The organism is Bacillus sp. JFL15 (assembly GCF_001184225.1).
In the GTDB taxonomy this organism is placed as follows: Bacteria; Bacillota; Bacilli; order Bacillales; family Bacillaceae; genus Bacillus; species Bacillus siamensis.
This window is the reverse complement of record NZ_KQ236689.1, coordinates 2,998,755-3,021,499: the sequence shown is the minus strand read 5'-3', so window position 1 is coordinate 3,021,499 and position 22,745 is coordinate 2,998,755. Positions and strand designations below refer to the sequence as shown.

Sequence of the window (22,745 nt, the reverse complement as noted above, 5' to 3'; positions counted from 1 at the left end):
TCAGGAAACTTTGCATCCGCAGCCGCCGCCGGAACCGCAGCCGCCGCCGCAGGATGACAGGCCGTCAAAATAAGGATTCCCCGTCGGAACTTTTACATGCTCCGAAACGGCCGTGCCGAGTTCGATGCTGATCTCGTCAAGCAGCGACTGAAGCTCAGTCTCCGCTTTTTTGAATTCGGCCACCTTATCATTTAAATCCAGCTCCCGCTTCAACTCTCTCATTTTGCGGGAAATTTCTCTATAATCAGGATGATATTTGCCAAAGCGCTGCACATCCTCATACTGCTCTTTAATGCTCAAAAAAGAACGAATAATCCGCCCTGCCTCTTCATCTTCATGGAGACGCTTGTAACAATCACGGTAATTTTCAGCCGTCTCAGACTGCAGAATCATGCCGGCAAGCTGCTCCGCTTCACTTTGAAGCCGGACGGACTCAATTGTTGCATACATTAATACGCACCTCCAGTTGTTAGTTTACCACGAAACCTGCCAATTGGAAAATGCGGCGTTTAAATGCTTTTTTAATCCTGCGAACGCATGGCGTGAACCATCTGCATCATCATCTGCGCCATCTGAATCCCGTTTGAGAATTGGCTTACCCGGTGCGGTATCGTTTTTTCATAAAAATTCATCATGTCCAGCTGAAATGAATTGAGATCGTCCGGCTTTCTCGCGAGTCTTCGGTACCAGACGGGGCGCTGCCGTATAAACCGTTTCCGGTCCTCATCTGCAGATATGAATTCCTGAACCTCTTTTCGCATACACGATCCCCTTCTTTAATCCTTCCTGAACGAAAAAGGATGTTGTCCGGAGCCTTGCCGGGGCTGCTTCGTATCGCTGCTCGAAAATTGGCTTAAAAGGCTTTGCAATGATGAAATAGACTGGCTCATTTTATTGATCTGCTCATTCATTTGGTTGATATCCATTTTTTTGACGGCAGTGACCATTTTTGAAACGAAATCGTTCTTTTCAGCTGGTTCCTGTTTGGTTTCCGCTTCAGGAGCAGACTGAACGGCCTCATCTTTAAATGGGTCCCACATCGAATCGTCCTCGCCGAGGAGAACCCAATTTTCATAGACTTCCTGCCAGCTTCTTTGTTCCTTGCGAACATTTTGGATCAGTTTGGGATGCTTTTTTACGAATTGTTTAAAATCATCGATTGATTGCCGTGATTGCTGATTCGCCACAATTCTCACCCCCTCTGAAAAGTTTTGCCTGCTATAATGTATCGGTTCAGGCGCCTTAATGTTCGCCTAAATTGCGAAAAAAAGCAGGTATATGCAAAAATAATTTTTCCCGGCAGGAGCCCGCTCGCGAAAAAACATAAAAAAACCGCGGGGGGCTGCGCCCCTCTGCGGTTTTTACTGCCAAGGCTTAATGAAGTTTTGCGTATAATATTTCCGGTCCACGCCGACCCCGAGGTGTGTGTAATCAGGGCTTAACAGCGCTTTTCTGTGTCCTTCGCTGTTCAGCCAGCCTTCCACTGCCGCCGGACCGTCCACATAGTTGTATGCAATATTTTCACCGGCCTCACGGTATTTCACATCGCCTTTTTCCAAGCGGTCCTTCAAAGTCCCGTATTTCTTTGAGACATGGGAGAAATACTTGTTGTCCTTCATGTCCTGGCTGTGGCCGAATGCCACTTTTGCAGCGCCTTCGTCCCATTTCAGCCTTGCAAGTCCGTGTTTCACGCGGATGACATTTGTAATATCGAGAATCTGCTGTTCGCTCGCCCGTTCAATGCTGTCCCATTTTTTATCGGAAACAGGCTCGGGTTCTGTGAGTCTTCCTCTGTACATAACCTCGTACGGCCTTTGTTTTACTAGCGTTTCCGCATCAAATGCCCTGATGCTTGACAGATTCCCGTCAAATTTGTCCATGTACAGCTGAACATACATACCGCCGATCTTAACAGTGGGACGGGTATTGATATCTTCTTCAGAAAACTCAAACCGGTACGTGTTACCCTTATCCGTCACATTGACAAACGGAGCAACCTGCGTCGTTTTAAAGACTTCGCCCGTCGATTCGCCGATCTTAAACGGTTTTGCGTTGATGCCGCTTCCTGAAGCGTATAAAGTCACGGCTTTATCATTCAGAATACCGACTTGTACATATTGGTCTTTCCCCTGGTTGTACACCCACCATTCATAATCATAAGCAGAAGGATCTTTCCGGGACGGTTCCCCGAGTTTCTTTTTCACATCGGCAGCAGATTTCCCCATGAGAGAAAGCAGTCCGGATGACGGTATTTTCAGCCGTTTTCCGCTCGCCTCCTCATTGGAAACCTGAGGCTCCTCCTGATTCGTTTTTTTCTGAGGAGCCGATCCATATTGTATAAACAGAACATACGCTCCGTAAATAAGCAAAAGGATAACGAGAGCCCTGGCGATATTTTTCAACCTCTCACCCCCATGAAATCAAACCGTTCTATTATTGTTTTTCTTATACAGTACAGCCTATTTGCAGCGTCCGTCATTTATGTTTAATGGATAAACCCTTCCGGCCCTTCGTCTTCAGAAATGTCAGACAGCGCCCGGCCTGCTTGCTCATTTGATTGCTCAGCCAAGGAAAGGTCGCCGAGCGTGACAATGCCGACCAGTTTTTTATCCCTTGTGACGGGGATTCTTCTGAGCTGATGTTCAGCCATCATATGGAGCACTTCTTCCACAGAAGCGTCTTCTTCTGCACTGATAACCCGCTCTGTCATTGCGTCGGTTATTTTTTGAGAGTTCGGCTTTTTAGAAGCAATTCCCCGTAATACGAGATCTCTGTCTGTCACGATCCCGACAAGGGTCGCTCCGTCCTCATCCACTATCGGAATAGCGCCGACATCCGCGTCTTTCATCTTCACCGCAGCTTCATATACATTATCTAATACTGTACAATATTGCAAGTCTGACGTCATGAGCTTATTGATCTTTGTCATTGCGGAATTCCTCCTTTTTTCTGCTACTATTGTCGTCAAATTTTTCTTTTTGCATACTTTCACCGTATGAATCATTGAATGTGTAACGCTTTCATACTATGATTGTCAGGAAAGGTAAATTTTAAAAGGAGGGGGAAGGTTTGAAGTTTGAAAACAGCGGTCTTGAAGGGGTAACTGCGGAGCTCAGCCGCTTGAATGATCTGATGGAAAGCAAAGGGCTCATTCTGGCCGGACAATGGGATTATGAAAGAGTGACTTACGACAAAAAGTTTTCAGCTGCTGAGGGGACATTTTATCTGCGGATTCAAGGAACGGCAAAAGAGGGCGATGTAGGCGGCAGCCGTGCCGTGATTCAGCTGAAGGCCCCTCTTTTAGGAAAGCATTATTATCCGCACGGCGTAGAATACGGCAGCGATGAAGAATTTCCGGAACATGTCGTCGCAAAAAGCAAGGCATTACTGCTTGAATTGGCAGAGTCTTTAAAAACAGTGCAAATGTAATAAAAAAGTACAGCAGAATATGCTGTACTTTTTTTATGAGACGGTATGCTCGATATACGGCGGCTCTGAGAGCGTATCTTTTTCCCGTTCCGTTCTGACCCACTGAAAAAAGACGACAGCCAAATATGTTCCGTAAACAATCTCTTGTATGATTTTCATCAGTACTGCCCCGAGCTGCTGATCTTCCAGAGGAGGAAGCGTGTTAAATATCTCCGGACCGGATAAAGGGATCTTCTCCGCCAAGTCTAAAGGGACACAAAGCTTCATAGCCTCGGCCCAAGCCGCCGGATCTGTGTACGTGGCATACATGGGCGCCCCGCTGAACATAATGAGCGCACACGCCGGCGTTAACAGAATCCCGTCCGCCATAATGTACCCAAGCTTCATTAAACCGCTGAGCCGGGGCAGACCGTCCACCTGATGCACAAGCGGCCACCACATAAAAAACGCCGTTACAAAGATGAGTCCGTTCATCAGCGCGTGATACAGCGAATCCGTTTTGACGAAATCAAATATAAACGGAATGTGATACAGTGAAAAAATGCCGTTAAACAGCAGCAAAGCGATAAGCGGCTGTGAAAAAAATGAAAACAGCCGCTTTACGACAGGACGGAAAATCAGTTTTTTCCATGCCCAGCCGGGAATTCCGGAAATCAAGAGCGGCGGCACGACTAAAAACAGAACCGCCATCTGCACCATATGAGCGCTGAACATCACGTGGCCCAATAAGTCAACCGGACTTCCCGCAGCCGTGTAAAAAAACAGCGCGGAAAGCACAAACAGCACCTTCTCTTTAGCGGACACACGTCCTTTATGCCGGCTGCACCAGTAAAAGTAAACACCTGTTATCACGGCAGTTATACAAAACAGATACGGGCTCCACATGGCGCGAAACCCGAACATTTCCAAATTAATCAAATCTCTCACTCCCCGCCGCCCCGATTACCACCAAATAATCGTGACAAATGCAAGCACGGTGATAAACGCGACAAATATTCCCGAATACAGAAATAGTGACGGCGCTTCATGCCCTTTCTGGCTCATATGCATAAAGTAAAACAGCTGAAAGATGACCTGGATGACCGCAAGCAGGATAAGAAACGGCATCGTAAACCATCCGGCAATGCCGTCTGCAGCCACCGTCAAAAACGCGACAAGCGTAAGGCCGATCATCAAACCGAAGGATATGACCTGATATTTCATCTCCTCGGCATTTTTCTTTTTCCGATATTCGAGATCCGTACTGACAGTCCCTCTGTTTTTGTTATCGTCCATCGTTATCCCACCATCCCCATCAAATATACAACGGTAAAGATAAAGACCCACACGACATCAATGAAATGCCAATATAGACTGGCCACATAATATTTCGGCGCATTATAAAGGCTGAGCCCTCTTTTAGCATTCCGGATCATCAGTGCGCTGATCCATAATAACCCGAACGCCACGTGTGCTCCGTGTGTGCCGACCAGCGTGTAAAACGCCGAGCCGAGCGCAGAGCTAGTAATGGTAAAGCCGAACTCATGAGTGTAATGCTTAAATTCATAAATTTCCACCCCTAAAAATCCGGCTCCCAATAAAACGGTAATCAAAAGCCACACCTGCATTTTTTTAAAGGAGAAATTTTTCATATGATACATTGCATACACACTCGTTAAGCTGCTCGTTAACAGAAGCATCGTGGCGATAAACACGATCGGCAGCTCGAACATGTCAGCCGTTGACGGCCCGCCCGCTTTAGATTCCCGCAAAGCGAGGAATGTCGCAAAAAGCGAGGCGAACAGAACCGTTTCCCCGCCGAGAAACAGCCAAAATCCTAAAAACTTATTTTTCCCTTCAAGCGTTGCTTTTTCAGGAGAAGCCGGAAAGGTTTCAGCCGTCATTTTTTCCTGTAGCTGCATTACGCCTTCACCCCTTTATCATCATTCGGCAGATCTTCTTTGTGAATATGATAGCCGTAATCATCGACCAAGGACCGAAGCAGCATGGTAAAGAATGTGATGCCGAGGCCTATAAAGATAGCCGGAAGCCCCCATGAATAGTCAGAGTGGTATAAAAACCCGAACGCTGCGACAAACAGCCCGAAGGACATGATAAACGGCATGATGGAGCCGTTCGGCATATGAATGTCCTCTACAGGCTCTGCAGGCGACATCCCTTCATTTCCAGCCTGCTTTTCAATCCACAGCGGATCAAGTCCCCGCACAAACGGAAGCTGTTTAAAATTATATTCAGGCGGCGGCGAAGAGACCGCCCATTCGAGCGTACGTCCGTCCAGCCATGGGTCATTCCCGACGTATTTCCCTTTTACAGAAGTATAAATAATATTGACGACGAGCAATACAGCCGCGCCCGCCATGAAAAACGCGCCGATTGAACTGATCAGATTGCCGGTATCAAGCCCCTGGCCGGGCAGATATGTGTAAACGCGCCGCGGCATTCCCATTAAGCCGAGGAAATGCTGAATGAAGAAGGTAAGATGAAACCCGATAAAAAACAAGACAAAGGAAATTTTCCCCATCGTTTCATGAAGCACCTTCCCGAACATTTTCGGCCACCAGAAATGCACGCCCGCCAGGATGCCGAACACAACGCCGCCGATGATGACGTAGTGGAAATGCGCTACGACAAAATACGTATCATGGAACTGATAATCTGCCGCTGCGGCCGCCAGCATGACACCCGTCACACCTCCGAGCACGAAAGACGGAATAAAGGCGACGGCATACAGCATAGGCGTCGTGAATTTAACGTTTCCTCCCCAAATCGTCAAAAGCCAGTTGAAAATCTTAATGCCCGTAGGCACCGCAATCGCCATCGTTGCAACCGCAAATATTGCATTGGCAATCGGTCCGAGTCCAGTCGTAAACATGTGGTGAACCCATACCATGAATCCGAGAAAGCCGATCAGCACGATCGCAAAAACCATAGAGGAATAACCAAACAGACGCTTTCTCGCAAACACAGGAATGATTTCTGAAAAAATCCCGAAAGCGGGAAGAATTAAAATGTATACTTCCGGATGCCCGAAAATCCAAAACAAGTGCTCCCAGATAATCGTATTTCCGCCCAATTCAGGGTTAAAGAAATTCGTCCCGAACAGACGATCCAGCATCATCAGCGCTAAACCGACGGTGAGCGGAGGAAATGCGAATAAAATGAGTGCCGACGCCACAAATGTCGTCCACGTAAACAGCGGCAGTCTCATATACGTCAAACCTGGCGCCCTCATATTAATAATGGTTGCCAGAAAGTTGATCCCCGCAATCAGCGTCCCTAAGCCTGATATCTGCAGGCCGAGCACGAAAAAGTCAACGCCGTGCCCTTTCGAATTCAGCGCAAGCGACGCATACGCCGTCCAGCCTGCATCTGGAGCGCCTCCTAAAAACCAGCTCAGATTCAAGAAGATTCCCCCGAAGAAAAACAGCCAGAACCCAAGCGCATTCAGAAACGGAAATGATACGTCACGCGCCCCGATCTGAAGCGGCACAACCGCGTTCATCAGCCCGAATAACAGCGGCATTGCCGCCAGGAAGATCATTGTCGTGCCGTGCATCGTCATAATTTCATTAAACTGCTGCGCATTCACAAAATCGTTTCCCGGTCTCAAGAGCTGAATCCTGATAAGCATGGCCTCAAGTCCGCCGACGACGAAGAAAAATCCCCCGGCGATCATATATAAAATCGCGATTTTCTTATGGTCAACCGTCGTCAAATAGTCCCAAAGCATAGAGCCTTTTCTTTGCTGCCCTGTAAGCGTATTCATCATTTGCGACCTCCCCCCTGATATCTCCCTGTCCTCACTTGTTCTCCGCTTTCAGCCCTTTTAAATATTCATACAGCGCATCCGTTTCAGAGTCCGAAAGCTTCGGATAAGTGCCTGTCATCTTATTGCCCGGTTTAATGCTGTCCGGATCTTTCAGCCAAGCTTTTATGTTCTCTTTATTCGCATCCTTAATGCCGGCCACTTTGACACGTTCGCCGAAGGTAGCCAGGTTCGGAGCCGTTCTTGCTGCTTCAGCCCGTTTATCATTAGGCTCAACCGCATGGCAGCTCAGGCAGTTTTTTTCCTTAAACAGCTCTTCTCCTTGCGCGGCTAAATCGGAATCTGTTGTATGCTTATAATTTTTCATCGCTTTCGTCCATTGTTTAAATTCTTTTGACGGCAGCGGTTTCACTTTGAAATCCATCAGCGCATGTGAAGGTCCGCACAGCTCCGCGCATTTCCCGAAGAAATATTTGCCCGCTTCTTTGCTGCGTTTAGAATCGAAGGTCAGAAAGAAAGTATTGTCGTTATCCGTATTCGTATCAATTTTTCCCCCGGCTGACGGAATCCAGAAAGAGTGTTTCACATCTGAGGACTTCAGCTTGAAATAAACGCGTTCATCTGTGGGAACGATCAGCTCCTGACTGGTCACAAACCCGTAATCAGGATACTCGAATTCCCACCAGTATAAATTCGCCCTTACATTAATCACGAGCGCATCCTCTGCTTTACGGTTTTTCTTATCCATCGGCGACGTATCCGCCAGCGCCAGTGTCTGGATGACAACCGGGATGACAAGAATAATCAGAAGCAGGATCGGAATAACGGTCCAGGTGATTTCTAAAAAACGGTTCCCCTCCACCTGTTTCGGTATCGTGTCTTCCCCTACACGCGACCGTCTGAATCTCACAATGACGTAAAAGAAAATAACTGCTACGACCGCAACGACGACAACCATGATAAGTGTGCTGAGCACCGTCAGATCATACTGTTTATCAGCCACTTCGCCGGCAGGCTTGAGTGTGGACAGAAACGGTTTTCCACAGCCGCTCAATAAAAGCGGCACTAAGGCTAATAATGATAAAAGACGCCAACGCTTTAACATTTCACCCAACCCCTTTTTTGAATCAGTACAAAATGCACGAGCAGTAAATCTGCTTCCAGCTGAAATACTTCATTTCCTCATTTCTTAAAATATGAGATTTTTTACTTAAAATTCCATCTATGTATAAAAGCAAAGCCGCCTGATTAAACAAAAGGTCAAGGCGGCGTTTACTAGTTGTCATTGTTTGTTTTGGCGATCAAACAAGCTCATTATTCAATTAAAACAGCGTGAAGACCACCATTGCTACGAAATAAATGGTCATGTAATTAAGCGAATAGACAAACATAAGAGTTGCCCACTTCATAATGTTTTTCATACGGAAACCCATCAGTCCGAGAACAAGCCATCCGACATTCAGCAGAGTGCCGAGAATGACGAGCGGAAGACCGAGACTGCCGAGGAAAAACGGAAGCGGCAGCAGGCATGCGATCCAGACGATAATCTGTCTTTTCGTCACCTCAAAGCCGTGCACTACCGGAAGCATCGGAATGTTCGCTGCTCTGTAATCTTCCGTCTTCTTAATCGCAAGCGCTAAAAAGTGCGGAATCTGCCAGATGAATAAAATCATGAATAATACCCATGCGACAACACCGATGTGCCCTTCAACCGCTGTCCAGCCGATTAACGGCGGAACGGCGCCCGATACACTTCCGACAACCGTATTAATCGTATAGCGGCGTTTCGTCCACATTGTATAAAGAACAACGTACGTAAACACCCCGATAAAACCGATGACTGCCGCCATTACGGTGGTCATTAAAAGCATGATAAGTCCTAAAGCAATGAGTAAAATTCCTGACCACAGCGCTTGATTCGGCTGAATCTTTCCGGTAACCGTCGGTCTTACTTTCGTGCGTTCCATTAAATGATCAATATCACGGTCATAATAGTTATTAACCGCACAAGAACCGGCGATGATCAGTGAAGATCCTATTAATGTAAGAAGCACGGTGTTTAAATTGCCTAAAAAACTCAGACCGGATATATGTAACGCAAGCCACATGCCGGTAAAAGTCGTAATTAAATTCGAATTGACGATTCCTATTTTAATAAGCGAAAGGAAATCCTTCCATGCCGTCGTCTCTTCAATCTGTCCGTCTATAGCTGTATCGTTTAAAATTCTGGAATTAGCCATAACGTAAACCTCCCTTACAAACCTAAAGCAGGTTTTTTAAGACCTGCAACTCTATCATACAAGATAATGACCTGTAAAAAAACATCCTCTTAAATATTAAACGAGAAACAGGAATTTATTTGTGAACGTTTTATGAATTTTACCACATCCGCCGATTGCATAATAAAGCGGTTACTTTATTTCTATCAGACCCATCTGGAATAATCAACCCCATTATCTAAGAAGTCCTGATTCTATTATATTTTTGTGAACAAACAGAATTGAGAATTGCCACAAAACACATATTCGCTTACACTTGGTACGTATATCATTTTGTCCAGTTTGTTAAGAAGGTGAATGTAAAATGAATAAAGCTTTAAAAGCACTCAGTGTGCTGACGACATTCGTCATGCTCGTCGTGCTGATCGGCGGCGCTCTTGTCACAAAAACAGGGTCGGGTCTCGGATGCGGAAGACAGTGGCCGCTTTGCCACGGCCGCTTTTTCCCGGAGCTTAATGCCGCTTCTATCATTGAATGGAGCCACAGACTCGCAAGCGGTGTCTCAATCGTTCTCGTGCTGAGTCTCGCGTTTTGGGCATGGAGAAAAGTCACGCCTGTTTTCCGTGAAACAACCTTTCTCGCCATTATGTCCATTATCTTTTTATTTTTACAGGCGCTTCTCGGCGCATTAGCGGTTGTTTTCGGATCAAATGCGCTCGTTATGGCGCTACATTTCGGCATATCGCTCATTTCTTTCGCTTCTGTTCTGATTTTGACGCTGCTCATATTTGAAGCGGATAAATCAGACAAAAAGCTCGTCAAGCCGCTCAGAATCGGCAGGAAAATGCAGTTTCATATGATCGGCCTTTCGATTTACACGTATATCGTCGTTTATACGGGGGCTTATGTGCGCCATACACAATCAAGCCTTGCCTGTCCTGATGTTCCGCTTTGCAGCAGGCTGAACCACGGGCTTCCGTCCCAATTTCAGGAGTGGGTGCAGATGGGCCACAGAACGGCAGCGCTGCTTCTGTTCGTATGGGTCCTTATCGCCTTCGTGCATGCGGTGCGCTCCTACAAAGACCAAAAACAGATTCTTGGTGGCTGGACGGCGGCTCTTGTCTTTGTTTTATTACAGGCGCTCTCCGGAATCATGGTTGTTTATTCAGAAATGGCCACCGGTTTTGCACTTGCCCATTCACTCTTTATTGCCGGGCTGTTCGGTGTCCTATGCTATTTCTTATTATTAATCGCCCGCTTCCGTTATGAATCAAAACAGCGGAACATTTGAGGCGCATGAAAAGGCCGAAGCATAAGAGCTTCGGTCTTTTTACATACAAAAAACCTGATCGCACATGGATCAGGTTTTTTAATGTTCATTCTTTTACGCTTTTTCAATCTCGATCAGTAAATCGCCTGTCTGAATCGGCTCCCCGTTTTTCACATGGATCTGCTGAATCGTCCCGGAGAACGGTGCCTGCACCGTCGTCTCCATTTTCATCGCTTCATTAATCATCAGATGATCGCCTTTGTTCACCTTCGCGCCGGTTTCAGTTAACAATTTAATAACGGTTCCCGGCATTGATGCCGCAATGTGGCTTGGGTTTGTCCGATCGGCTTTTAATTTTTCCTGTACGGACGATTTAATGCTTTCATCTTTAATGACTACCTCACGCGGCTGACCGTTCAATTCGAAATAAACGACCCGTGTCGCGTCCGGCTGCGGTTCACCGATAGATACAAGCTTCACGATCAGCGTTTTTCCGCGCTCGATTTCCACCTCGATTTCTTCACCGAGCGTCATGCCGTAGAAGAAAGTCGGTGTGTCTAATACGGAAATATCACCGAAGCGTTCAGCTGTTTGTACATATTCAGTGAAAACCTTCGGATAAAGCGCATATGCGATTGCGTCCTGGTCACTCAATTCCATCTGATGTGTTTCTTTCCATTCTTCTTTAATGCCTTCGAAAGATACCGGTTCGAGCAGCTCACCGGGTCTTACCGTAATCGGCGTCTGCCCTTTCAGCACGAGCTTTTGCAGTTTTTCCGGAAATCCGCCGTGCGGCTGGCCGATCTGCCCTTTAAAAAGCTCAACGACAGAATCCGGAAAATCAAGCGTTTCGCCTTTATCATAAACATCTTGTTCTGTTAAATTGTTTTGCACCATGTAAAGCGCCATATCTCCGACGACTTTGGAAGAAGGTGTTACTTTAACGACGTCGCCGAACATGCGGTTGACGACGCTGTACATCTCTTTCACCTCATTCCAGCGGTCACCCAGGCCGACGCCTTTTGCCTGCTGCTGCAAATTGCTGTACTGCCCGCCCGGCATTTCGTGATTATAAATCTCAGTGTGCGGAGCCTTCATCCCGCTTTCAAACTCACTGTAATATTGACGGACGGATTCCCAGTATTGTGACAGTCTTTCAACCTGCCGGACATCCATTTCTGGACGGCGGCTGTTCCCTTCAAGCGCATGGTAAAATCCGCTTGCGCTCGGCTGTGAAGTCAGCCCCGCCATTGAGCTGACGGCGACATCCACGATATCCACACCCGCTTCAACAGCTTTGGCATAGAGAAAGACGCCGTTGCCGCTCGTATCATGCGTGTGAAGATGAACGGGAATATCAATCGTTTCCTTCAGCGCGGAGACCAGTTCGTATGCGGCTTGCGGTTTCAAAAGACCGGCCATGTCTTTAATGCCAAGAATGTGCGCACCAGACGCCTCAAGCTCTTTCGCCATGGAAAGATAATATTTCAAATCATATTTCGTCCGGCTCTTATCAAGAATATCTCCCGTATAACAAATCGCAGCCTCCGCCACTTTTCCGGTTTCACGGACGGCATCGATGGCCAGCGTCATCCCTTTCACCCAGTTCAGGCTGTCAAAGATTCGGAATACATCAATACCTGACTCTGCTGACTGCCGGACAAATTTTTGGATGACATTGTCCGGATAGTTGGTATAACCGACGGCATTTGATGAACGAAGCAGCATCTGGAACAATGTGTTCGGCACTTCCTTGCGGAGATCTTCAAGGCGTTTCCAAGGATTTTCTTTTAAGAAACGGTACGCTACATCAAATGTCGCGCCTCCCCACATTTCAAGGCTGAACAGTTCTGGCCACAGGACAGCCGTGGGGTTCGCGATTTTTTTCAAATCATTTGTTCTGATTCTTGTCGCAAGCAGAGACTGGTGGGCATCCCTGAACGTTGTATCGGTCAGGAGTACGGACTTTTGCTCTTTCACCCAGTCAGCAAGCCCTTCAGCGCCTCTTTCATCGAGAATCTGTTTCGTGCCGTTTACCGGCTTTTCTCCGATACCTAACGTAATGGCCTGAGGCTTATCAAACGCAGGTTTTTCTTTTTTCCCGATTCCCGGAAAACCGTTTACTGTTACATTGCCGATGTAAGAAAGCATTTTTGTTCCGCGGTCCTTCTGTTTAGGAAAAACAAACAGTTCGGGCGTTGTGTCGATAAACGATGTATCATATTGCCCGGTCAGGAATTTTTCATGCTTTGCCACGTTTTCAAGAAACGGGATATTGGTCTTAATGCCTCTGATTCTGAATTCCTGCAGGTTGCGGACCATTTTTGCCGATGCCTGCTCAAACGTCAGCGCCCATGTCGACAGTTTGACGAGCAGTGAATCGTAATAAGGCGTGATAATCGCGCCCTGGAAGCTGTTCCCTGTATCAAGGCGGACGCCGAAGCCGCCGCCTGAGCGGTAAGCCATAATTTTACCCGTGTCAGGCATAAAGTCATTCAGCGGATCTTCAGTGGTCACACGTGATTGTATCGCATACCCGATTGTAAAAATGTCTTTTTGCTGAGGAATATTGACGGCACGGCTGTGGAGTCCGTGGCCCTGCGCAACGAGAATCTGCGTCTGAACGATATCAACCCCCGTAATCATTTCCGTAATCGTATGCTCCACTTGTACGCGAGGATTCACTTCAATAAAGTAAAACTCACCGTCCGCTACGAGAAATTCCACGGTTCCCGCGTTGATATAGCCGACATTTTTCGCAAGGGCGACAGCCGCTTCACAGATCTCGTCCCTTAATTCAGGCTGTAAGGATACACTCGGCGCCACCTCAATGACCTTTTGATGGCGTCTCTGAACTGAACAGTCCCGCTCATACAGATGGACGACATTGCCTTCTTTATCTCCGATCACCTGAACTTCAATATGCTTAGGATTTTCGATCAGTTTTTCAACATACACTTCGTCGTTACCGAATGCGGCTTTCGCTTCTGATTTGGCCCGCTCAAACGAATCTATCAATTCGCCCTCGCTTCTGACGATTCTCATCCCCCGGCCGCCGCCTCCGAGCGACGCTTTAATAATAAACGGATACCCGTGAACTTTTGCGAATTGTTCGACATCTTTTAATGTTTCAGCAGGCCCGTCACTCCCCGGGATAACAGGGATGCCGGCTTTTTCTGCCTGTTCTCTGGCCTTGACCTTATCTCCGAACATATCCAAATGCGCTGACGTCGGTCCGATAAATACAATGCCCTCTTCTTCACAGCGTCTCGCAAATTGGATATTTTCAGACAGAAATCCGTAACCCGGATGGATGGCGTCAACACCGTTTCTTTTCGCAATCCCAATAATCCCTTCAATATCAAGATACGCGTCTATCGGTTTTTTGCCTTCTCCGACAAGATAGGCTTCATCCGCTTTATAGCGGTGGTAGGAACCCGAATCTTCTTTTGAATAAACGGCTACCGTTCTGATGTTCAATTCTGTGCACGCCCGGAAAATCCGGATCGCAATTTCTCCCCTGTTTGCTACTAACACTTTTTGGATGGATTGTTGTGACAAATTTCTCTCCCCCTTGGCCTAATAAATATGTAGTTTATAATAAAGGAATATCCGTCCTGTGTATACACTTGTTTTTTACAGATACACAGATTTTTCCGTCTGCCGTCTTTTTATCCCCTTAGACGGAACGGGTTCCCTCTTTTTCTTCTTTTCTGAGTACTTGACATGCATACTGACGTTCACCAATATACCGGCGCTCGTCAATAATAAAAACATGGATGAGCCTCCGTAGCTGATAAACGGCAGCGGAACACCCGTAATCGGAATTAAACCGCTGACACCGCCGAGATTGATGAAGGTCTGAATCGCAATCATACTGGATATCCCGATTGCCAGGAGACTGCCGAACGGATCTTCACATTTTCTCGCAATATAAAAACCTTTTAACACAACAAAAGCAAGCAGCACAATGACGAACAGGACGCCGAAAATGCCGAGCTCCTCTGAAATAACCGCCATGATAAAGTCTGTATGCGATTCCGGCAGATATCCATATTTTTGAATGCTTTCTCCGAGACCGAGGCCGAAAAAACCGCCTGAGCCGATCGCATAATACGAATTTATAATCTGCAGGCCTGATGTGCCGGCATATTTAAACGGATTTTCAAGGCTTTCAAACCGGCTCATGCGCCCGGGCGTTAAAATATCGTCCCATTTCAAATAAATGATCGGGCTGACAAGAAGTAATACGATTCCCGCCATGATCACCAGCCTGAGCAGCGTCTTTCCGCTGAATCCCGAACACATAATGACGCAAAACGCGATCAGACCGATAATCATCGCCGTTCCGAAGTCAGGCTGAATGGCGATAAGCGCACAAATGACTACGGTGACGATCACCGGCGGAGCAACTCCTGTCAAAAGCTGATCGATATAGCTTTGTTTTTTCGCGTACACCGCGGCAAGATACAGAATCAGGGTCAGCTTGACAAATTCCCCCGGCTGAATGGCCATTCCGCCGATTTTAAACCAGCTTTGCGCGTTTCCGGCAACATGTCCGAAAACAAACAGCGCGCAAAGCGCAGCCACTGACGCAAGCAGTAATATTTTCTGGACCTTTTGATGGGCGAGCACTTTGTACGGGAAAACGGCCGCGATGATAAACAGCACGAGCCCTGCAATGACGGCGAACAGCTGCCGTTTAAAAAAATAGTCGCTGCTCACCCCGTAACGCATAACGGCGGTAATCATACTTGAACTGTATACCATTACCAATCCGAAACTGCACAGCAGAATAATAGCGCTTATCAATGAATAATCGTAAGATTTTAACATTCTTTTAAACATAACATCCTCTTTCCTGCTTAAAGCTTACGTTTAATACCTATTGCGTATTATATTTTACTATAATTCATAAACAATTTACGCAGTTTCTTTATAGTTTTTCGGATGAAATGCAGATTAATAGACCGTCTCACAAAAAGAAGATGCAAAAAAACGGTTTACGGTTATAAAAAAACCCAAACCGTTGAATAGTTTGAGTTTGATCATTTATTTTCCTGTAAACGCGTCATGCAGTGCAGACAGTTCTCTTTCAAGTCTGTCCAGCAGCTCTTTTCCGTCGTTTTCATCAACTAATCCCAGGCGGACAGCAAAATCGATTTCCCTCGACAGTCCGAACATCTGAGTATCCAAGACCTCTTCGTACAGAGGACATTGAGGCATCGTTAAGTTATCCATTTGTACTCGGATCAGCTTCAAAATCTTCTCAGCATCTGACTTCAACAGTTCGAATGCTTTCTGCTGATGGTCAACTATAATCTCTGAAGCCAAAAGTATCCCTCCGTTCCCCAGGCGAGTACCTAATTCTTCTATTTATCATAAAGGGTATCAGGTGAAATTGCAAGAGGATTTAAGCAGATGTCATGATAAAAAGTGTTTCAAAAAATACTCAGCCTGTATTTCTCAGACATGATTTCCAAAAGCTTCACACCCGCGATGCTGTTGCCTTTTTCATCAAGCGCCGGGCCGAATATACCGATTCCGAAATTGTATGGCGAAATGCCCATGATTCCTCCCGAAACCCCGCTTTTGGCGGGAATGCCGACCTTGATCGCGAATTCCCCGCTCGCATTGTACATGCCGCATGTCACCATAAACGTCTTGCAGATTCTCGCCACATCTTTTTTAATGACCTGTTCCCCGGTCTCCGGATGCTTGCCGTCAAGTGCGAATACGCAGCCGATTTTGGCTAAATCCAGACTGCTCATCTTAATCGCGCACTGCTTTGTATACAAATCCATGACCTCTTCAACATCGCCTTTAAAAATGTCATACTGCTTCATGTAATAACACATTGCCCGGTTGATCATGGAGGAACTGAATTCTGATTCTGCGACATGTCTGCAATATGTAATTTCCTGATTATTCGCAAGCTTTCTGATAAATCCGAGCAGATAATCCAGACGGTCTTTCGGCGTATGCCCTTTAATAAAACTTGTAACGACGAGAGCGCCCGCATTAATCATCGGATTTAAAGGCTTGCCCGGGTTCACCGTCTCAAGCTTCACAATGGAATTAAACGGGTCGCCGGTCGGCTCCTGCCCTACGCAGCTGAATATCTTTTCCTTTCCGTAATCCATCAGGACGAGCGCCAGAGAAAGCACCTTCGAAATGCTCTGCAGCGTAAATGTCCGGTCGGCGTCTCCTGCCGTCAGACATGTATTTTCCGCATGATAAATCGTGACTGAAAGACTGTCTTGCCCCGATTCTGCCAAAGCCGGAATATAGTCTGCCACTTTGCCTTCTCCGGTCTTTTTTTTCGCTTCTTGAACGAGTGCGTCCAGCTCCTGGTAATGCCGGCATACCATTTCGATCCCCTCACTTTGCTGCCGTTCGTTACGTCTAATTTGCGACGCAAAGTGACAATTCATGCGAAAACTTTTATACTTTAAGTAAAGGGGGGCTTCACCATGAGCGTTATTCAAGTTAAAGGCAATGTTACATACCCGATTACAATTGATCCGAGTGTCTGGATTTTCGATGACCGCAAGTTTCCGTTTGAAAACAATCAGCCCGTTCACTCAGACGGCTCGGCAGAAACTAAGGAGCATACACTCGATCCGGAACGGGTGATCAGAGAAGGGCGCATTTCGCCGCCGACTTTAAAAAGCGAAAAACGTTTTGAAAAAGAAAGATTAATGAACGGCAGCTTCGCCATGAAGCTCGGTGCTGTCTTAGCAAATGCCGAGCCGAAAGAAAGCGCTGTCCTTTGCGTATTTATTTCAGGATCTGAAAGAACCGAGGTGCCGCTTGAAAAGGCGATGGACGCAACCGCCCATTTCTGTGAGTCAGGGAAGCCTCTTCAAGACGGCGGTCCGGTCCATTTTTACGTGAACGGAAACTTTGAAAAACCGATAACAGGCGTCACAGAAATCGAAGTTCTATAACAAATCGGCCGCAAGCTGTGCAAGGCCGGATCTTTCGCCTTTCATAAGCTTCACGCTGCCGGAGACGGTTTGTCCTTTAAACCGCTCTACGACATAAGCAAGTCCGTTATTTAAACTGTCTAAATATGGGTGATCTATTTGCTCCGGGTCGCCCATCAGGACAATTTTGCTGCCTTCTCCCACCCGTGTCAAAAGCGTCTTGACTTCGTGCCTCGTCAAATTCTGAGCCTCATCGATAATAATAAACTGATCCGGAATGCTTCTTCCCCGAATGTATGTCAGCGCCTCGACCTGAATTGATCCGATGCCCGCTAAAATCGCTTCAAGTTCACCCGGCTTTTTCGCATTGAACAAAAATTCAAGATTATCAAAGATCGGCTGCATCCACGGCTTGAGCTTCTCCTCTTTTTCCCCCGGCAAATATCCGATATCCTTGCCCACCGGGACGATGGGACGTGCGACGATCAGTTTTTTATAAATACCGAGATCCTCAGTCTGCAGAAGCCCCGCTGCGAGAGCTAGCAAGGTTTTTCCCGTTCCCGCTTTTCCGATCAGGGTGACAAGCGGGATATCTTCTCTCAGCAGGAGTTCAAGCGCCATTGTCTGCTGGACGTTTTTCGGCCTGATGCCCCATACGTGCTCATCATCAAAGACGAGTCTTTTTACGGTCTCCCCTTTCTTATCTGTCATGCCGACCGCAGAAGAAGATCCTCCTAATTCATCTTTCATCAGCACAAATTGATTCGGATAAACCTGATGCTGCTGAAGCTCCTTGACTGAAATTTGTTTGTTTTTATAAAACGAGTCAAACCGCTCTTTATTCATAAATATATCTTTGTACCCACTGTATATCTCATCATGGTCAACGACTCTGTCGTTTAAAAAATCCTCCGCCAAAAGCCCGATGGCATCCGCCTTTACCCTGACCAGCACATCCTTGCTGACCAGAATGACGGGGCGGCCGTTTTCTTTCGTTTCCTCCTCAAGACTTAAATTTTTTGCCACCGCCAAAATGCGGTTATCATTCGTTTTTTCGATAAAAATTTCCTGAAGCTGATGAAATGACCGGTGGTTCAGTTCAATTCTGAGCGTTCCTCCGCTTTCAAGCGGAACCTTTTCGTGCAGCCTTCCTTTCTCCCTGAGCCCGTCTATCAGCTTAGATACGTGCCTCGCATTCCTCCCGACCTCGTCCATATACCGCTTTTTTGAATCGACCTCTTCCAGCACGACGGCGGGGATGACAACTTCGTTTTCTTCAAAAGAAAAAATGGCGTTAGGATCCTGCAAAAGTACATTCGTATCTAACACATAAATTTTACTCAAGTCTCAGCCTCCTGAAAAATAAGGATCAAAGCCCAGCGTGTGCTTCTCTTTTCGTGAAAAACGGGGATGCCTGCTAAAATATATGATTTGGTGAATAAAGATAGAAGGTTAATTCAACAATAAAAGAAATGAAAGCATTAAGGAGGGAATCTGACGTGCGAATTCTTTTCATTATCATACAAGCTTTATTTATTCTGACCGGCTGCACAGCTGTACAGGATAGCCGCGGACGCAGCAATATCCAAAACGAATCAACCGATCAGGGCGGAGCAAAACCGATTCATGTGAGTGATACAGCTCCTGAAACAGCTGCGAATCCCGGCCGGACAGATATTGCAAAGCATCTAGTCGAAGTGACTGAAAAAATCCCAGGCATTACAGACGCCACCGCGGTCGTACTCGGGCGATACTCAGTCGTCGGAATCGATGTGGATGACAATTTAGAACGGAGCAAAGTGGAAAGCATTAAATACACCGTTGCCCAAGCATTAAAAAACGATCCTTACGGCGCCAATGCCGTTGTCGTCGCTGATCCTGATACAGTCTCCCGCCTGAGAGGCATGGGCAGCGATATTAAGGCCGGACGTCCGGTTTCAGGCATTTTGGACGAACTCGCCGCAATCGTCGGACGTGTCATGCCGGAAGTTCCGAATGATGTGACCGACAATGAAAAAGAATCACCGACTAAATCGAATGATGACCAGCTGAATCAAAGAGATCAGAACAAGCTGCAAAACGAGCAGAATGATCAATCGGATCATCACATGAATAACCGCCGGTAAAAAGCAGCGCCCGCTACAAAGGAAGGGCGCTGCTTTCTTTCCCTTTGGCAGGCGGGTCATCCATGATATAATGCTTGTCATAGTGAAAGAGGTGAAAAATCAATGAGAGTTAAATGTTCCATTTGCGACAAAATTGAACAAATTGATGATGAAACACTGACAGCCAAACGCCTCCGCAACCGTCCGATTCATACATATATGTGCCAGGAGTGCCATGACCGAATCAAAGTCAAAACAGAGGCGCGGCTGAATACCGGACATTTCTCCTTTCATCCAGGGCAAAAAACGAAAAAAGATAAAGTGAAAAAATAAACCAATAAAAAAATGACCCGCCGAAAGGCAGGGTCATTTTTTTATTGCGGTTTAGCTGACTGGCTTTTTTTGGACTGATGCAGACGGATTTTGTAAATGATCAAAATCAAGGCGGCGACAACAAGCCCTTCTCCGACCGGCAGAAACACACCGAAAAAAGTCAGCACGGTGCAGCCGAGCACGAGAAAGAGATAAACTGCCGCAGCCTTTAAAACCGGCAGCCTTTTGGCAAAGCCGAGTTTAAATACAATCACCGAGAGCACGACGATCGTTCCGTATAACAGCCACATTCCCGTCAGCGGATGCTCATCCACTTGGTAAAGCGCAGCAAAGAACGACAGCCGTTCACTTACTTCATTCAAAAAGATCCCCTCCCCTTTTCCGTTCGGGTTCTATCTTTTCAAATTCTGCAAGTGATTAAGACATTCCTGCTGTTTTTTTCTTTTTCGCCGCTTTTTCACGTTCGTTTTTGTTCAGGATTTTCTTTCTTAAACGGATGGATTCCGGTGTTACTTCACAGTATTCATCATCGTTTAAGTACTCGAGTGATTCTTCAAGCGACATAATGCGCGCTTTCTTAATCGTAGTCGTTTGATCCTTCGTTGCGGAACGGACGTTTGTCTGCTGTTTCATTTTGCTGACATTGACGACAAGGTCATTGTCACGGTTATGTTCGCCGACAATCATGCCTTCATATACTTCTGTGCCCGGCTCAACGAAGATCACGCCGCGGTCTTCAATACCTTGAATTCCGTAAGATGTCGCTTTTCCATTTTCCATGGAAACGAGCACACCCTGACGGCGGCCTCCGACTTGGCCTTTTTGCATCGGCTGATAGCTGTCAAACGTGTGGTTCAGGATACCGAAACCGCGTGTCAGTGACAGAAACTCAGTAGAATAGCCGATGAGCCCGCGTGAAGGTACGGTAAAGATCAGGCGGACCTGGCCGTTTCCGTTATTAATCATATCGAGCATTTCGCCTTTTCTCGCACCCATTGATTCCATAACAGAACCGGTATGCTCTTCAGGCACGTCAATCTGCACGCGCTCAACAGGCTCGCAGCTTACGCCGTCGATTTCCTTAATGATAACTTCAGGTTTAGACACTTGAAGCTCATAGCCTTCGCGGCGCATGTTTTCAATTAAAATAGACAGGTGAAGCTCACCGCGTCCTGAAACAACCCATGCGTCAGGCGATGCCGTCGGTTCGACACGAAGACTGACGTCTGTTTGAAGCTGTGCGTTCAGACGCTCTTCAATTTTACGGGCTGTGACATATTTGCCTTCACGGCCTGCAAACGGGCTGTTGTTTACGACAAATGTCATTTGAAGCGTAGGCTCATCAATACGCAGAACCGGCAGCGGCTCATGGTGGTCAGCCGGACAAACCGTTTCACCGACGTTGATGTCTTCCATACCGGAAACGGCAACGAGGTCTCCCGCTCTCGCTTCTTCAATTTCCACGCGTTTCAATCCTTGGAAACCGAAGATTTTCGTTACACGGAATGATTTGACCGTTCCGTCAAGTTTCATCAATGAAACCTGCTGGCCGACTTTCATCGTGCCGCGGAAAACGCGTCCGATACCGATACGGCCGACATAGTCATTGTAATCAAGAAGCGCCACTTGGAATTGAAGAGGCTCTTCGGCGTTATCAACCGGCGCAGGGACATGTTCAAGAATCGTTTCATACAGTGATTCCATGTTTTCGTCCTGCTTTTTCGGATCAAGACTTGCCGTTCCGTTAATCGCAGAAGCGTAGACGACAGGGAACTCAAGCTGTTCTTCGTTTGCATCCAGCTCGATGAACAGATCAAGCACTTCATCGATAACTTCTTCCGGGCGGGCGAAATCACGGTCGATTTTGTTTACGACGACAACCGGATTTAAGTTCTGCTCAAGGGCTTTCTTCAGGACGAAACGGGTTTGCGGCATGCAGCCTTCATATGCGTCAACGACAAGCAATACGCCGTCAACCATTTTCATAATCCGTTCAACCTCTCCGCCGAAGTCGGCGTGTCCCGGAGTGTCCAAAATATTAATGCGTGTATCTTTATAGTTAATCGCAGTATTTTTCGCGAGAATTGTAATACCGCGTTCACGTTCAAGATCGTTTGAATCCATTGCGCGTTCGGCAATATTTTCGTTGGCACGGAAGGTTCCGGCTTGGTGAAGCAATTGGTCTACCAAAGTCGTTTTCCCATGGTCAACGTGGGCAATAATCGCGATATTGCGAAGATCGTTTCGAAGTTTCACATTTTCATCTCCTAAAAAAATTAGATAACTTTCATATTATACCACACATCCTCTTTAAAAGCGTCACGTTTTTCTGTAAACTGAAAGTATGACGTTAAAGGGGATGGAAATATGAAAAAATTGAATTGGCTCTTATTATTATTTGCATTCGCAGCAGTCTTCAGCATGATGCTGATCGGCGTATCAATCGCTGAGAAAAGCGCATGGGGTGTCATCGGAAGCATTGTTCTCGTTATCGCCATGATGGGAAGCGGTTTCACTGTAAAGAAAAAAATGCGCGAACAGGGACTGCTTGATTAAAAGCATGACCCTTTGCAAAATTCCGTAAACATGAAAAGCACAATATTGTATGAAGCCTGAATGAAAAATTCAGGCTTTTTTGCATCCTCAAAACCGGTGGGATGTAAGGCTTATCTCCCCCGCCGCCTAGTCAGGAAG

The 22,745-nt window shown here is 46.7% G+C and carries 24 protein-coding genes; 6 read left to right on the top strand and 18 right to left on the bottom strand.

The annotated features are described in order from the left end of the window. The 5 genes from AD710_RS15230 to AD710_RS15210 form a co-directional block, all read right to left on the bottom strand. Positions 1–450: a regulatory iron-sulfur-containing complex subunit RicF gene (locus AD710_RS15230; RefSeq protein WP_016936226.1), complete on the bottom strand. Its 450-nt coding sequence runs from the start codon at positions 448–450 to the stop codon at positions 1–3. A gap of 71 nt (positions 451–521) precedes the next feature. Then, the gene (locus AD710_RS15225; RefSeq protein ID WP_049628420.1) at positions 522–761 is read right to left on the bottom strand and encodes a YlbE-like family protein; all 240 of its coding nucleotides are present in this window, start codon (positions 759–761) and stop codon (positions 522–524) included. Positions 762–776: 15 nt separating this feature from the next. Next, the gene (locus AD710_RS15220) at positions 777–1,187 is read right to left on the bottom strand and encodes a YlbD family protein (RefSeq protein ID WP_016936227.1); all 411 of its coding nucleotides are present in this window, start codon (positions 1,185–1,187) and stop codon (positions 777–779) included. Between the two features lie 174 nt (positions 1,188–1,361). Continuing rightward, positions 1,362–2,402 carry a CAP domain-containing protein gene (locus AD710_RS15215; RefSeq protein WP_016936228.1) on the bottom strand — a complete coding sequence of 347 codons (1,041 nt, stop codon included), beginning with the start codon at positions 2,400–2,402 and terminating at the stop codon, positions 1,362–1,364. Between the two features lie 83 nt (positions 2,403–2,485). Next, entirely contained in the window at positions 2,486–2,929 is a 444-nt protein-coding gene (locus AD710_RS15210; RefSeq protein WP_016936229.1) for a CBS domain-containing protein, read from the bottom strand. 140 nt (positions 2,930–3,069) lie between these two features. On the opposite strand from AD710_RS15210, the gene AD710_RS15205 reads away from it, so the two are divergent. Beyond that, entirely contained in the window at positions 3,070–3,429 is a 360-nt protein-coding gene (locus AD710_RS15205; RefSeq protein ID WP_047475167.1) for a YugN family protein, read from the top strand. A 33-nt stretch (positions 3,430–3,462) separates the two neighbouring features. Here AD710_RS15205 and ctaG read toward each other — a convergent pair whose 3' ends face one another. The 6 genes from ctaG to cyoE all read right to left on the bottom strand — a co-directional run bounded on the left by ctaG (position 3,463) and on the right by cyoE (position 9,435). Further along, complete coding sequence (gene ctaG, locus AD710_RS15200; protein ID WP_156187178.1) at positions 3,463–4,347, bottom strand: cytochrome c oxidase assembly factor CtaG; 885 nt, start codon at positions 4,345–4,347, stop codon at positions 3,463–3,465. 24 nt (positions 4,348–4,371) lie between these two features. After that, the gene (gene ctaF / locus AD710_RS15195) at positions 4,372–4,704 is read right to left on the bottom strand and encodes a cytochrome c oxidase subunit IVB (RefSeq protein ID WP_007409686.1); all 333 of its coding nucleotides are present in this window, start codon (positions 4,702–4,704) and stop codon (positions 4,372–4,374) included. A 2-nt stretch (positions 4,705–4,706) separates the two neighbouring features. Then, positions 4,707–5,330 carry a cytochrome c oxidase subunit III gene (gene ctaE / locus AD710_RS15190; protein WP_013352146.1) on the bottom strand — a complete coding sequence of 208 codons (624 nt, stop codon included), beginning with the start codon at positions 5,328–5,330 and terminating at the stop codon, positions 4,707–4,709. Next, positions 5,330–7,198, bottom strand: a complete 1,869-nt coding sequence (gene ctaD / locus AD710_RS15185; RefSeq protein ID WP_049628419.1) for a cytochrome c oxidase subunit I — start codon at positions 7,196–7,198, stop codon at positions 5,330–5,332. Before ctaD ends, ctaE begins: the two co-directional genes overlap by 1 nt. A 31-nt stretch (positions 7,199–7,229) precedes the next feature. Beyond that, a complete protein-coding gene (gene coxB / locus AD710_RS15180; protein ID WP_016936233.1) occupies positions 7,230–8,300 on the bottom strand; it encodes a cytochrome c oxidase subunit II in 1,071 nt (356 codons plus the stop codon). A 217-nt stretch (positions 8,301–8,517) separates the two neighbouring features. Next, a complete protein-coding gene (gene cyoE, locus AD710_RS15175) occupies positions 8,518–9,435 on the bottom strand; it encodes a heme o synthase (RefSeq protein ID WP_049628418.1) in 918 nt (305 codons plus the stop codon). Between the two features lie 343 nt (positions 9,436–9,778). Here cyoE and ctaA point away from each other — a divergent pair, with 343 nt between their 5' ends. Then, a complete protein-coding gene (gene ctaA / locus AD710_RS15170; RefSeq protein ID WP_049628417.1) occupies positions 9,779–10,705 on the top strand; it encodes a heme A synthase CtaA in 927 nt (308 codons plus the stop codon). Positions 10,706–10,798: 93 nt separating this feature from the next. On the opposite strand, the gene pyc is transcribed toward ctaA, so the two are convergent. The 4 genes from pyc to glsA form a co-directional block, all read right to left on the bottom strand. Continuing rightward, complete coding sequence (gene pyc / locus AD710_RS15165; RefSeq protein WP_049628416.1) at positions 10,799–14,245, bottom strand: pyruvate carboxylase; 3,447 nt, start codon at positions 14,243–14,245, stop codon at positions 10,799–10,801. 75 nt (positions 14,246–14,320) lie between these two features. Continuing rightward, the gene (locus tag AD710_RS15160) at positions 14,321–15,532 is read right to left on the bottom strand and encodes an FtsW/RodA/SpoVE family cell cycle protein (protein ID WP_049628415.1); all 1,212 of its coding nucleotides are present in this window, start codon (positions 15,530–15,532) and stop codon (positions 14,321–14,323) included. A gap of 204 nt (positions 15,533–15,736) precedes the next feature. Beyond that, the gene (locus AD710_RS15155; protein ID WP_016936238.1) at positions 15,737–16,018 is read right to left on the bottom strand and encodes an Fpa/YlaN family protein; all 282 of its coding nucleotides are present in this window, start codon (positions 16,016–16,018) and stop codon (positions 15,737–15,739) included. A 107-nt stretch (positions 16,019–16,125) separates the two neighbouring features. Then, positions 16,126–17,055 (bottom strand): glutaminase A, encoded by a 930-nt coding sequence (gene glsA / locus AD710_RS15150; protein ID WP_049628414.1) that lies wholly within the window; start codon positions 17,053–17,055, stop codon positions 16,126–16,128. A gap of 102 nt (positions 17,056–17,157) precedes the next feature. Here glsA and AD710_RS15145 point away from each other — a divergent pair, with 102 nt between their 5' ends. Beyond that, a complete protein-coding gene (locus AD710_RS15145) occupies positions 17,158–17,634 on the top strand; it encodes a hypothetical protein (protein WP_049628413.1) in 477 nt (158 codons plus the stop codon). Here the strand turns inward: AD710_RS15145 and AD710_RS15140 are convergent. Continuing rightward, on the bottom strand, positions 17,629–18,957 hold the full coding sequence (locus tag AD710_RS15140) for a PhoH family protein (RefSeq protein ID WP_045927174.1): 1,329 nt from the start codon (positions 18,955–18,957) through the stop codon (positions 17,629–17,631). The two genes, AD710_RS15145 and AD710_RS15140, sit on opposite strands and share 6 nt — an antisense overlap. Before the next feature lie 155 nt (positions 18,958–19,112). Here AD710_RS15140 and AD710_RS15135 point away from each other — a divergent pair, with 155 nt between their 5' ends. Together AD710_RS15135 and AD710_RS15130 are read left to right on the top strand one after the other, a co-directional pair. Beyond that, the gene (locus AD710_RS15135) at positions 19,113–19,739 is read left to right on the top strand and encodes a YhcN/YlaJ family sporulation lipoprotein (RefSeq protein WP_016936242.1); all 627 of its coding nucleotides are present in this window, start codon (positions 19,113–19,115) and stop codon (positions 19,737–19,739) included. 102 nt (positions 19,740–19,841) lie between these two features. Then, entirely contained in the window at positions 19,842–20,051 is a 210-nt protein-coding gene (locus tag AD710_RS15130) for a YlaI family protein (protein WP_016936243.1), read from the top strand. A gap of 41 nt (positions 20,052–20,092) precedes the next feature. On the opposite strand, the gene AD710_RS15125 is transcribed toward AD710_RS15130, so the two are convergent. After that, the gene (locus AD710_RS15125; RefSeq protein WP_015239793.1) at positions 20,093–20,413 is read right to left on the bottom strand and encodes a YlaH-like family protein; all 321 of its coding nucleotides are present in this window, start codon (positions 20,411–20,413) and stop codon (positions 20,093–20,095) included. Positions 20,414–20,468: 55 nt separating this feature from the next. After that, a complete protein-coding gene (typA, locus tag AD710_RS15120) occupies positions 20,469–22,307 on the bottom strand; it encodes a translational GTPase TypA (RefSeq protein ID WP_016936244.1) in 1,839 nt (612 codons plus the stop codon). A 111-nt stretch (positions 22,308–22,418) separates the two neighbouring features. On the opposite strand from typA, the gene AD710_RS15115 reads away from it, so the two are divergent. Continuing rightward, positions 22,419–22,607: a YlaF family protein gene (locus AD710_RS15115; RefSeq protein WP_016936245.1), complete on the top strand. Its 189-nt coding sequence runs from the start codon at positions 22,419–22,421 to the stop codon at positions 22,605–22,607. Positions 22,608–22,745 lie beyond the last annotated feature (138 nt).